Raw genomic sequence first — 11,785 nt, forward strand, 5'->3', positions numbered from 1 at the left:
GTATGTATCCTTAGCATTAACGCAAAACACAGCAAATTCGATTACAGAGATAGGGAATTTTTAGAGGTGCCCTTAAGGGGTCAAAGCCCTTTACCGTTATGATAAAACAATTACCGCTGATACCAGACCGATCGCCCCGCCAAATACACCGCCCCAGACGACTAACCAACCAAGGTGCTGCTTAATCATTTTTTGAACCATTTCTTTAACCAGTTGTGGCGTCAACTCTTCCAGACGGGCGTCAATAATCTCGGCAACTTTTGTGCGAATGTCGGCCATTACTTCTGGCTGGTCAATCTCATCTTGCAGAAGTTGATGAAAGGATTCCTTTTCAGTGATTTCCACAATCGATTCTTTCATGCTGGCAATAAATGGCTCTTTTAATGGCATTAAAGCTTCCTTTCCCCCCAGCATGGCGAGCATGCCGCCAAATGAAGAATGCATAATCACTTCAACTAATTTATCAAATGATGGCGAGAGGTCGACTTTTTCAATCACAGGCCCAAGCTGAAGCGTTGATTTTGCAGCACCGCCGGAAACAAAACGATCGACATTTTCCTGAGTAAAAAACTGCTCCATCATCAGAGCCTTGATGGCCATTTTAAACTCTTCAAAACGGGCCGGAATCACTCCCGACCCTACCAGGCCCGGCACCTTCTCAAACAGCATGTATACGGCTAGCCAGTTGGTTAATGCGCCCGACAAGGCAAACAGACCCACCATCATGATTAAATTATTGTGTAACGTCCAGCCCAGCATAAAAGCAAGGGCAGACAGCAAGTTAGTCAAAAGGCTTTTATTCATTAGATTGATCGTTCTTTCTTAAAAAAGGTGTCAGTAATTGCATTTGTGTAAGATTTGAGTTGGAATGAGTTTCATCATTTCTTCCGCAGTATTTAAGCCCGGTAGCCCGGCAGACAGTTGGGTTAAATGCAATGAAGCCCAACATCACAGGAAAAGTATTAAAATTAAATGGCTTTGGCCTCTTTAGTTGACCTTTGTTTTTCAAATTCCTCGTTTAATAGATTGCAGCGCAACCCACGCCTGACCCAATGAAATCGCACTGTCGTTGGGTTGCATCTGCTGCGCAGTTAACACTTGAAGCCCATGCTGAGCAAGCTTGTCAGACAGTGCGCACAACAAGATGTCATTATAAAAGCAGCCGCCGCCCAACGCGATATAGGCAATGTTGTGCTCGCTGGCAGCGCGCTCCACCCACTCGGCCAGACCTGCGGCAAGCGTGGCATGGAACAACGCAGCGCCATATGAAGCGTCGCGGCAATCGCTCAACACGGCGAGTAACGGCGAAAAATCCAGCACGCGATTATCAGCAATCCGGTAGCCTTCAGCCAGCGGTGCAATCTGGCCATGACGCTCCGCCAAATTCTGCAACAACATCGCGGCTTGGGCTTCAAAGGTTTGAATCTCGCTCACGCCCAGCAATCCTGCGGCGGCATCGAACAATCTGCCCATGCTGGAGGTGGCCGGACAGTTTAAACCGCGTTGCAGCATGGTTGCCACCGTCTTCGCCCCCGGCTGATTGGGGAAACGCTGCGCAATCTCGTCGCCACGCCCCGACTGGAACAACACCGCCGCCGCCATGCGCCATGGCTCGCGCGCGGCACGGTCACCACCCGGCATGGCGAGTGGAGCCAAATGCCCCAGGCGCTGAAAATCTGCTCCCTCCACGCGCAACAGTTCACCGCCCCACGGCGTGCCATCAGTGCCCAGCCCCACGCCATCCAGAGCCAATCCCAGCACCGGCTGGATGACACCGTGTTCAGCACAAAGGGCGGCGATATGCGCATGGTGATGTTGCACTGCAACTATCGGTAACCCACGCTGCGCGGCGTAGGATTGCGCAAATTGTGTACTGTAAAAATCGGGGTGCAGATCGTGCGCCACCACTTCGGGTTGCACATCAAGGTCTGCGCACAAACCCAATACGCTTTGCTCCAGCATCAGCCTCGCTTCGGCACTATCCAGATCGCCAATAAGCTGGGAGACATAAGCCTGATTGCCGCGAGTAACGCAGACAGTATTTTTCAGCCACGCGCCGCAGGCCAATATCGACGGGCCGGAAACTGGCAGGAGGATGAGTTTATTCAAGCAGGATTTTCGGTTCAGCGGAGCGCTTTACAGCGGTGACTGCATTGCGGCAACCCTCTGCTATCCAGTCCAGCCATTCCGTCATTCCCTCGCCACTGGTGGCGGATATGCGGATCACTTTCAATTTTGGATTGATGCGGCGTGCATAATCAACAGCGAGCTCGGCATCGAATTCGAGATACGGTAACAGATCACATTTATTCAGCAACATCAAATCGGCGACGCGGAACATATCGGGATATTTAAGTGGCTTGTCTTCCCCTTCGGTCACCGAAAGAATCACGACCTTGTGCGCCTCGCCCAGATCAAAGCTGGCCGGACAAACCAGATTGCCGACGTTCTCTATCAGCAGCAGACTGTGATTCTGCAAGTGCAGTTGTTGCATGGCCTGACCGACCATGTACGCATCCAGATGGCAGCCCTTGCCAGTGTTGATTTGCAGAGCGGGCGCACCGGCGGCACGAATTCGTGCCGCATCATTGTCGGTTTGCTGGTCGCCTTCGATCACCGCAATTGGCAGCGTGCCATGCAGGGCTGCGATGGTTTTTACCAGCAAGGTTGTCTTGCCTGAACCGGGGCTGGAAACCAGATTGAGCGCGAAAATGCCATGCGTCGAAAAGGTGTCACGGTTTTCAGCGGCGTAATCATTATTTTTGGAAAGGATGTCGCGCTCGATCTTGATCATTCTGGATTGACTGATGCCCGGTGCATGCGTGCCTGCCGCGCCTGTGCCAAAATCCAGCGCACCATTAAACACACCATTCAACCCATTATGTTGATGCGTGTGAGGATGTGCGAGTGCTGCACCATCCTCATGCACCCGATAACGCATAACCTCACCCGGTTTACGCGGCTGTTTAAGCGCATGTCCTGCGATGAGCGTCTGGCCGATTCCACATCCGCACGTTGTACACATATCTAAATTCCTCCAAAGACTTATACAATAATCTTTCTATTCAACCTCAAGTTCTTTGACTCGCATCTCGTCGCCACCGGTTACTTGTATCTCGTAGCTCCCGCACTTTGGGCAAGCTTCATAAAGCGCAGCAATCGGCATTTCAATCGAACATTGCGCACACCGCCCCTGCCCTGCTGTATCGGTGATTTCCAAACGCGCCTCATGGGCAATGCTGTCGCGCATCACCAAATCGAAACAAAAACGCATAGACGCCTGTTCCACACAAGCCAGTTGACCTATCTCCAGCCACACCGTCTTGACCCGCGTGTACCCTTGCTTGTGCGCTGTATCCTCAATGATTTGCAGTACGTTTTCGGCCAGCGACATCTCATGCATGACTTAGATGATCCGTTTCCATATTCGGTTCACGCAGCCGCATCTCCATTATTCACCAAACACCGCCGCCAAAGTTGCAGACTCACATCCATACACAGCTCATGAACCAGTTTTGTTGCCGCATCCAGATTGGCCGCAGCTTGTTCGGATAATGGGTCACCCAGCGCGAAATCGTAGCCGCGTATGCGCAACAGAAATGCCGGTGGTGCATCTTTCCCGTACACCTGTCGATAGGCGAATAACAAGGCCGTCGGGCTCATCGCATGGCTGGTATAGCTGCCATCTTTTTCGGCTGATATTTCAGAAAAATCGCAAGGTTCTGCGCAGGACATATCGGCATCAATGAATAACACCCGGTCACAAGCAGCCAGGTCGGTGACGTGCTCAACTTGCAGTTGCATGTCGTTCTGACACTCGACACCGGCGAGATGCAATTGCGCAATGCGCCCGATCAGCTCCGGGCCGAGAGCATCGTCTCCGCGCCCGGGATTACCGTATCCGAACAGCAGCAGCTTGACCATGACGCTCAGGCCGTTCGTCCGATCACGCCATTGCTGCCTTTGACCAGCCGATCAAGCAGCGTACCGTCGGCATCAAGCAACTCCACCTGTAATGGCATCTTGCCCAAGGCATGAGTGGCGCAGGATAGACAGGGGTCGTAGGCGCGCACCGCGACTTCCAGATGGTTCAACAGGCCTTCGGTGATCTCGTGACCTTCAAGATATTCATTGGCGACCGAGCGCACCGATTCGTTCATCGCCTGATTGTTGCTGGTCGTCGAGACAATCAGGTTGGCTTTAACAATCAGCCCCTGCTCATCAATTTGATAATGATGGAACAGTGTGCCGCGTGGCGCTTCGATCACACCAACTCCTACTCTGCGCTTTTGGCCCAAATCTGCGACCAGATCGGTGCCGGTAATATCTGGATCATGCAGCAACGCCTGAATCGATTCAACGCAATGCAGAATTTCGAGCACGCGCGCCCAGTGATAAGCCAGCGTGTCTTGCACGAAACCGCCCTGACCAAATTCCTTGAAGCGCTTACGCGCAGTTTCCGCCAAAGGCGTTGAAATGGAATCGCAGTTGTTCACGCGCGCCAATGGACCGACACGGTACCAGCCTTGCTCCTTGCCCAGCTCGACCAAATACGGGAACTTCATATAACTCCATGAGCGCACTTCTTCACGAAGGATATCCTGAAAGCCGCGATAGTCGAACTGGTCGAAAATCATCGCACCCGTCGCCGAACGCGCGCGCAATCCGCCGTGATACAACTCCAACTCCCCACCACTTCCGACCATACTCAGAAAGTTGCTGCGAATAGTGGCGAAGCGGTGATGCTCGGGATGTGCGGTATGAATCTGCTCATTCAGTGCCAGCGCATCCTGGCTCCAGGCCAGCATATTTTTGATATCGACCAACAAGGCCTCGCAATCTGCAACGGTGAGCGGCTTGTTCATGCCGCCCGGCACGGTGGCGGTGCCGTGGATGCGCTTGCCTGTGATCGCCTCAATGATCTGTTGCCCGTATTTGCGCAGTTTCACGCCTTTCAACGCGAGATCGGGATACTTTTCCAGCACGCCGATGATGTTGCGCTGCGCCGGGTCGCTGCCGAAGCCGAACAGCAAATCGGGGGAAGACAAATGAAAAAAATGCAGCGCGTGCGATTGCAAGGTCTGACCGAAATGCAGCAGGCGGCGCAGCTTCTCGGCCGTAGGCGTGAGCCGTTCCACGCCAACCAGCTGATCCACTGCCTTGCCCGCCGCCAGTTGATGACTAACAGGGCAGATTCCGCACAGGCGTTGAACGATGAACGGCACTTCCCAGTAGGGACGCCCCTGAATAAATTTTTCGAAACCTCGAAATTCGACGATGTGGAAACGTGCCTCATGAATATGGTTATCCGCGTCGAGCAGCAGCGTGATCTTGCCATGCCCCTCAACACGGGAGACCGGGTCAATGGCAACCCGCCTGAGAGTGGGTGGAGATTCAATGCCGGATGAGGGTCCGAGGTTCTGTTCCATAGCCGCGTACCGTTAATCGTAATGCAGGAGATTATAGGGGAGTGAGGGCGCTTTACCCGCCAACAGATCCCCCAGTATCTTGAGAAATTCATCGGCCGACGGCGGACAACCAGGCAGGTAGTAATCAACGCGCACTACATCATGTATAGGGTGCACTTTGTCGAGTAGCAGCGGTAACTCCACGTCATTCGGGATCTGAGGATTTTCCACGCCCACTCCATTTACATAAGCCTCTTCCAGACATTCGCGTAAGTTGAAATGGTTACGCATGGCGGGTACTCCGCCATTGATGGCACAGGCTCCGACCGCGATGAGTATCTTGCAGTTATCGCGAAATTCGCGCAGTACATGCACATTTTCCGCGTTGCATACCGCGCCCTCGATAAGACCGATATCGCAAGGACCACAATGCTTGATGTCGGTTAACGGCGAGCGATTGAACTCGACATGTTCCAGCAAGGCGACCAGTCGTTCATCCATGTCGAGGAAGGACATATGGCAACCAAAGCAACCCGCCAGCGAAGTGGTGGCGATTCTAATTTTACTCATCGGGTTGCCTCACTTTAGTCAGTATGGTTTTTTCCAAACCAATCTCACTGACTTTGTGCAGGTCAAAGGTGCGCTGTCCGATGGGCACTTTATAGCCGCTTTTCTTGATCAGGATCGCACCTACCGGGCAAATGTGTGCCGCCATGTCACTGGTTTCAAGATCGCTATCCACCAGCTTGCCGCTCGTCGAGTTCACGATCAGATGCGCATTGGTTCCACGCCCTGCAATATCGAATACGTTCTTACCATCCACTTCGCGGCTGGCGCGCACGCACAGCTCGCATAGTATGCAACGGTCGCGGTCCAGCATAACGGTCGGATGCGAGGCATCCACTTCGCGGCGCTGGAAAAACTGCGGAAAATGCCCGTCCAGCATTCCCAGATGATAGGCCATTGCCTGCAGCGTGCAGTCACCACACTTTTCGCAGGATGGGCAAATATGATTGCCTTCAATAAACAACATTTGCGTGATGGTCTTGCGCGCCTCGTTCAGCGCAGGCGTGTTGTTGCTGATCTGCTGTCCGGCCATTGCGGGCATGGTACAGGCCGTTACACTCTTGCTGGCGATATCGACCACACAAAGCTTGCAGCTGCCATGTGGCGTGAGCCCCTGTCGGTGGCACAGATGTGGGATGTAGACACCGGCTGCCAGTGCCGCATCCATGATGGTCTGCCCAGCCAGAAACGGGATCTCCTGCCCGTCTATCGTGATGGTATTTTGTTTTGTGTCCGCGCTCATGTCGTCACTCTCATTTAATGTGAGCTGCCGTATCATCGCGATGGCTGACCTGGCGCGCTTCTTCAAGTGCTGCGTCCAGATCAAAATGCGGCTCGTCGCTATGCACCAAGCGTTGCTCGAACGCCTGCGGAAAACGCTGTAAACCATCCAGAATGGGGTTCGCTGCGGTTTGCCCCAGCCCGCAATGCGAGCGATATTTAACCAATGCGGCGATGCGCTGCATTTCATCCAGATCATATTGCGTGCCATGGCCGCCGGCGATCTTGTCCAACCCGTTCTTGAGCAGCGTGGTACCGACCCGACAAGGGGTGCAAAAGCCGCAACTCTCATGCGCGAAAAAATGCGCAAAATTGACTATGACCGCCAGCAGGTCTCGTGCCTGATTAAAAATCATTAGCGAACCTCCGGTGGATAAATCATCGAAGTCCAGTCTGCGATCAAATTCCGCCCTATTAATCAGTGTCCCGGAGGGGCCACCGATTTGTACCGCTAGAACATCTTTAGCCCCACAGTCGTCCAGCACCTGTCGAATAGTGACACCGAATGGATATTCATAAATTCCCGGTGCAGCACAGTCACCGCTGATGCTCAGAATCTTGCTGCCAACCGATTTCCCAGTACCCACTGCCCTGAACCAGGCACTGCCGCGCAGTACAATATGGGCAGCTGCGATGAACGTCTCGACATTATTAACAACGGTAGGTTGGCCGAGATAGCCATGTGTCACCGGGAATGGTGGACGCACGCGAGGAATACCACGTTTACCTTCCAGCGATTCTATCAGCGCCGATTCCTCACCGCAGATGTAGGCTCCAGCGCCCACCACGATGTCAATGTCAAAACTGAACCCAGGCTGACCGAGAATGCCGACACCAAGCAAACCCAGTTCGCGGCGGCGGGTCAATACTGATTGCAGATGAGACAACAGGTATCGGTACTCTGCGCGCAGATAGAGATAGCCCTGTTTTGCCCCGATCGCAAAGGCACATACAGTCATACCCTCGAACAAACTATCTGCATAGCTGTGTAAGAGCACACGATCCTTGAATGTGCCGGGCTCACCTTCATCGGCATTGCATACTACGTAGTGCGCAGCACCCTGCGCATCGCGGCAGAGCTGCCACTTCATACCGGTACTGAATCCCGCACCGCCCCGACCGCGCAAACCCGACTGGATAATCTCGCTTAACGAGCCTACAGCGCCCAGTGCGAGCATTGCGCGCAAACTAATACCTTCTGAAAGATCATCTTTTAGCAACAGGCCGCTAACACGAATATTGCCTTCAACATAAAACCACTCGGCTGGCCAATCCTCAAGCGGCGTCGCAGCCTCAACAAGAGCGGCAATACTGTCTATCATGGGGCCATCCAGACTGGTAATCGGCATGCCGTTAACCAGTAATGCCGCGCCATGGTCGCACATGCCGATGCAGGAAGTCTGGTCCATGCTGACCAGCCCATCGCCGCGCGTTTTGCCGACAGCAATGCCCAGCCGCCGACCGAACATAGCCATCAGGTCCACACCCCCGGCCATATAGCCGCAACTGGTGCAGTTGCTGAACAGAATATCGTATCGACCGCGCGGGATTTTATGAAAGAAGGCGTAAAACTCGACCACCGCATCCACCTGACTGGTCGGCAGATCAAGATGTGCGGCAACTTCGCGAACCGCTTCATCGGAGATATGCAGGAACTTCCGTTGCAATGCATACAACACGTGCAGCAAGTAGGGTGATTCCGCATAAATTCGAGTGATAACCGAGCGAAGCAGATCTGTCATGTTTGAGAAGTTCGAAACCGCGCTACTCATACTCATTTGTAGATCAATAGCTTATGCGTGAGCGAATCAAGTGGCTTATTTTCGGCATTGTTAAACGGCAGGAACAGCCCCGATTCTAAGTATGTAGGGGACACTGTCACGCACCGGGCCCACAATCCAAACAACGCTTGACCATTTCCGGGCCCATGTGCAGGTTACGGTTGAGATCCCTCAAAGCGGTGCGCAGCCCTTCTTCGATGACCGGATGGTAAAAAGGCATTTCCAGCATCTCCGAAACCGACATGCGTTTTTGTGCAGCCCAAGCCATCAGGTGCCCGATATGCTCGGCGGACGGACCGAACATTTCTGCCCCCAGGAACAAGCCACTGCCCAGTTCAGCGTAGACTTTAAGCATGCCTTTGTTGCGCAGCATCACGCGGCTGCGGCCCTGGTCTTCGAAAGATACCTGACCCACAGCATAGTGACTCTGGTAGATCTGGCGAATCTCCTCCAAATTCAACCCCACTGACGCGACTTGCGGCTCGGTAAACGCTACGGCCAACGGCGTTCGGCGCAAGCCGACCCGCACATCGGGATAACGTCCGGCATTATCACCGGCTATGCGCCCCTGATCGGCAGCTTCGTGCAACAGTGGAATTTCATTGTTGGCGTCGCCAGCAATAAAAATCGCGCTAATACCGCACCGCATAGTAAAATTGTCGAATATTGGCACACCCCTTTTGTTCAATTCCAGGCCGGTGTTTTCCAGCCCTAATCCGGCGACATTAGGAGAACGGCCGGTCGCCGCCAGCACATAGTCGAACGACTCGGTTTTCCAAGTGCCGTCCTGATGCAAGAAATGAATATCCACTCCGGTAGCGGTTTCGGTGACCGATTTCACCTGAGCCGATGCATCCAGATAAAACTCTTCATTGAAGGTTTTATTGGCATAAGCGCGCATGGTTTCATCACGAATGCCGACAATACCACCACTGATGCCAAAAATTTTCAGGTTTACCCCCAGACGGCTCATGGCCTGACCCAACTCCATACCGAGAACCCCCGGACCAAATACCGCCAGACTTTTTGGCAATGTGGGCAAATCGAACACAGATTCATTGGTCAGCAGACGTGTGCCCAAACCTTTTAGCAAGGGCGGCAAGACCGGAGTGCTACCACTGGCGATCACGATGCGCTCGGCATGGATCAACTGACCATGCTGCGTCACCAGAGTATTGTCATTTTGAAAACGCACCTTGCCTTTTAAACGATTAGTTTGCGGAATGGATTCGACGGCCTCCAGCACGAAACCGACAAAACGATCCCGTTCTCGCTGCACTCTCGCCATCACCGCCGCACCATCTACTGATACGCGTTCCACATGCACCCCAAATGGATCACTATGGCGGGCATGGTGAGCGGCTTCAGCCGCGGCAATTAACAATTTACTGGGCATGCAGCCGACACGGGCACAAGTCGTACCATAGACCCCACCCTCAATCAATAAAACAGATTCGGTATGGGATAGGGCAGCCCGGTAGGCCCCCATGCCGGCGGTACCGGCGCCGACAATGGCGACATCGACATTGATTGGTTTCATGATGAAACGCTCCTCAGCAAATATTCGGCTTTTCGCAACAGCTTAAGGCAAACGTAGCTCGGGTTTCAGCCCAAACCAGGAAAATTCATTTCGCCAACCAAGCTTCCAATTCATCCGCCCCACCAATATGCTGACCATCGATGTAAACCTGCGGTGTAGCACCCTGCCCAGTCACCGCTTTCAGGGAACTGAAACTGATGCCGTGGCTGCCCAGTTCGATATCTTCAAAGCGATAGCTTTTTTCCATCAACATCTTGCGGGCGCGGGCGCAATGCGGGCAGCCAGGCTTGCTGAACAGGGTTATCTGCTGCGGTAGGCTGGCTTTGGGGTTAATGTAGTTCAATAAAGTATCAGCGTCAGAAATTTTGAAGGGATCGCCCGGCTCTTCCGCTTCGATAAACATTTTTTCAATCACACCATCCTTCACCAACATGGAATAACGCCAGCTCCGCTTTCCGAAGCCAATATCCGATTTATCCACCAGCAGACCCATACCTGCGCTGAACTCACCATTGCCATCAGGTAAGAAGTAGATATTTTCAGCATGCTGATCCTCCTTCCAGGCAGTCATCACGAAAGGGTCGTTTACCGACAGGCAGATGATGCTGTCGATGCCATTCATCTTGAATACCTCTGCAAGCTCGTTGTAGCGTGGCAAGTGGGCGCTGGAACAGGTGGGGGTGAATGCTCCGGGCAGTGCGAACAGCACCACGGCTTTTCCTTTGAATAATTCATCGCTGGTTACTTTCTGCCATTCATTGTTGACTCTCACCGGGAAAGTAACCTTAGGAACTTCATGACCTTCTCTTGACTGTAGCACGGTTTTATCTCCTCTTTCTGTTGAATAAATAGCTCCTTTAGGGCGCCTCTAAACATTCAAGTTTCTAGCAGCCTGTCGTACTTAAAGAATCGTAGCGAAAATTTAAGCTGAGCGAGGGTAAATTTTGCGAACTTTCAGCTAGCTGCAAAATGTCTGCTTACTCCCACTTGACGATTTTGCAGAATAATAGTTTCACTCTTACCCCAAAAACCGGCGAAATAATAAGCTCTCAGCTAAATGTGCAGCCTAGTTACTTTAAGTCTGACAGGCTGCCAGCTATTGTCAACGATCAATAGAAATGTCTCACTCCTTTCGTCATCGGTGTTATGTGATAACGGTTTTGTTATCGGTGGCGGACTTGCAAATGTGCATTTTTCTCAAGGGTGACCCGCTGCTGGCTTGCGCCTGTTGATATCTGCTGTACACCGATTTGTGTTTGCCTTTGCTACCCGCACATTTGCGAGGGTCGACCCAAAGTCGTGATAATGTTCGCCGACCATCTTTATCACGGCTGTCCTGATTGTTTCATTCATCCGTCGATTCGAGACGCGTCCGCGCTGCTTGCTAATCAGCACCGGCAAACCAAATGTACGGTAACGTCGCAAGATACGCTTGATTTGACGCATACTGACAGCTCGTATTTTGTCAGCTTCCTTCTGCTCGATTCTTCCTGCCGACAGTAACGCCATGACCCGCCACGTTTTGCTTTCTTTTAACTCATCATCATGTTCATTTCAACATGCACGCCACTATGGTTTTAGCAGGCACTGGGTTTGCTCAACGCAAACTCAAGGGGACATTTCCATTTGGGAAAATAACGGACATTACTACTTTGCGCTGACATAACCATGCAACGAAATTGACAGTCCGAGGCAAAACACGGAAACTA

General features: G+C 52.6%; 12 protein-coding genes. All 12 read right to left on the reverse strand.

Annotated features, from left to right (window positions below; all coding sequences use genetic code 11):
• Nucleotides 1-96: 96 nt before the first annotated feature.
• Entirely contained in the window at nucleotides 97-804 is a 708-nt protein-coding gene (locus tag MJ769_RS01575) for a hypothetical protein (RefSeq protein ID WP_239234095.1), read from the reverse strand.
• 201 nt (nucleotides 805-1,005) lie between these two features.
• Nucleotides 1,006-2,109: a Kae1-like domain-containing protein gene (locus MJ769_RS01580; protein WP_239234096.1), complete on the reverse strand. Its 1,104-nt coding sequence runs from the start codon at nucleotides 2,107-2,109 to the stop codon at nucleotides 1,006-1,008.
• Nucleotides 2,102-3,025 carry a hydrogenase nickel incorporation protein HypB gene (hypB, locus tag MJ769_RS01585; protein ID WP_239234097.1) on the reverse strand — a complete coding sequence of 308 codons (924 nt, stop codon included), beginning with the start codon at nucleotides 3,023-3,025 and terminating at the stop codon, nucleotides 2,102-2,104. The genes MJ769_RS01580 and hypB overlap by 8 nt, the downstream gene beginning before the upstream one ends.
• Before the next feature lie 36 nt (nucleotides 3,026-3,061).
• On the reverse strand, nucleotides 3,062-3,403 hold the full coding sequence (gene hypA / locus MJ769_RS01590) for a hydrogenase maturation nickel metallochaperone HypA (RefSeq protein WP_239234098.1): 342 nt from the start codon (nucleotides 3,401-3,403) through the stop codon (nucleotides 3,062-3,064).
• Nucleotides 3,404-3,432: 29 nt separating this feature from the next.
• A complete protein-coding gene (locus MJ769_RS01595) occupies nucleotides 3,433-3,924 on the reverse strand; it encodes a hydrogenase maturation protease (RefSeq protein ID WP_239234099.1) in 492 nt (163 codons plus the stop codon).
• A 5-nt stretch (nucleotides 3,925-3,929) separates the two neighbouring features.
• A complete protein-coding gene (locus MJ769_RS01600) occupies nucleotides 3,930-5,429 on the reverse strand; it encodes a Ni/Fe hydrogenase subunit alpha (protein WP_239234100.1) in 1,500 nt (499 codons plus the stop codon).
• Nucleotides 5,430-5,441: 12 nt separating this feature from the next.
• Complete coding sequence (locus MJ769_RS01605; RefSeq protein WP_239234101.1) at nucleotides 5,442-5,978, reverse strand: NADP oxidoreductase; 537 nt, start codon at nucleotides 5,976-5,978, stop codon at nucleotides 5,442-5,444.
• Nucleotides 5,971-6,717 (reverse strand): 2Fe-2S iron-sulfur cluster-binding protein, encoded by a 747-nt coding sequence (locus MJ769_RS01610; RefSeq protein ID WP_239234102.1) that lies wholly within the window; start codon nucleotides 6,715-6,717, stop codon nucleotides 5,971-5,973. Before MJ769_RS01610 ends, MJ769_RS01605 begins: the two co-directional genes overlap by 8 nt.
• A gap of 10 nt (nucleotides 6,718-6,727) precedes the next feature.
• The gene (locus MJ769_RS01615) at nucleotides 6,728-8,497 is read right to left on the reverse strand and encodes an NADH-ubiquinone oxidoreductase-F iron-sulfur binding region domain-containing protein (protein WP_239234103.1); all 1,770 of its coding nucleotides are present in this window, start codon (nucleotides 8,495-8,497) and stop codon (nucleotides 6,728-6,730) included.
• Nucleotides 8,498-8,633: 136 nt separating this feature from the next.
• A complete protein-coding gene (locus tag MJ769_RS01620) occupies nucleotides 8,634-10,076 on the reverse strand; it encodes a dihydrolipoyl dehydrogenase (RefSeq protein ID WP_239234104.1) in 1,443 nt (480 codons plus the stop codon).
• Nucleotides 10,077-10,161: 85 nt separating this feature from the next.
• A complete protein-coding gene (locus tag MJ769_RS01625) occupies nucleotides 10,162-10,896 on the reverse strand; it encodes a glutathione peroxidase (protein ID WP_239234105.1) in 735 nt (244 codons plus the stop codon).
• Between the two features lie 377 nt (nucleotides 10,897-11,273).
• Nucleotides 11,274-11,585, reverse strand: a complete 312-nt coding sequence (locus tag MJ769_RS01630) for a hypothetical protein (protein ID WP_239234106.1) — start codon at nucleotides 11,583-11,585, stop codon at nucleotides 11,274-11,276.
• Nucleotides 11,586-11,785 lie beyond the last annotated feature (200 nt).

This window comes from Candidatus Nitrotoga sp. BS (assembly GCF_927797785.1).
Lineage (GTDB): Bacteria > Pseudomonadota > Gammaproteobacteria > Burkholderiales > Gallionellaceae > Nitrotoga.

What these genes read in the sequence shown, in the direction of transcription:
- MJ769_RS01630 (WP_239234106.1), bottom strand. Translation starts at nt 11,585, where the DNA reads ATGGCGTTACTGTCGGCAGGAAGAATCGAGCAGAAGGAAGCTGACAAA.
- hypA (WP_239234098.1), bottom strand. Translation starts at nt 3,403, where the DNA reads ATGCATGAGATGTCGCTGGCCGAAAACGTACTGCAAATCATTGAGGAT.
- MJ769_RS01575 (WP_239234095.1), bottom strand. Translation starts at nt 804, where the DNA reads ATGAATAAAAGCCTTTTGACTAACTTGCTGTCTGCCCTTGCTTTTATG.
- MJ769_RS01620 (WP_239234104.1), bottom strand. Translation starts at nt 10,076, where the DNA reads ATGAAACCAATCAATGTCGATGTCGCCATTGTCGGCGCCGGTACCGCC.
- MJ769_RS01605 (WP_239234101.1), bottom strand. Translation starts at nt 5,978, where the DNA reads ATGAGTAAAATTAGAATCGCCACCACTTCGCTGGCGGGTTGCTTTGGT.
- MJ769_RS01600 (WP_239234100.1), bottom strand. Translation starts at nt 5,429, where the DNA reads ATGGAACAGAACCTCGGACCCTCATCCGGCATTGAATCTCCACCCACT.
- MJ769_RS01610 (WP_239234102.1), bottom strand. Translation starts at nt 6,717, where the DNA reads ATGAGCGCGGACACAAAACAAAATACCATCACGATAGACGGGCAGGAG.
- hypB (WP_239234097.1), bottom strand. Translation starts at nt 3,025, where the DNA reads ATGTGTACAACGTGCGGATGTGGAATCGGCCAGACGCTCATCGCAGGA.
- MJ769_RS01615 (WP_239234103.1), bottom strand. Translation starts at nt 8,497, where the DNA reads ATGACAGATCTGCTTCGCTCGGTTATCACTCGAATTTATGCGGAATCA.
- MJ769_RS01595 (WP_239234099.1), bottom strand. Translation starts at nt 3,924, where the DNA reads ATGGTCAAGCTGCTGCTGTTCGGATACGGTAATCCCGGGCGCGGAGAC.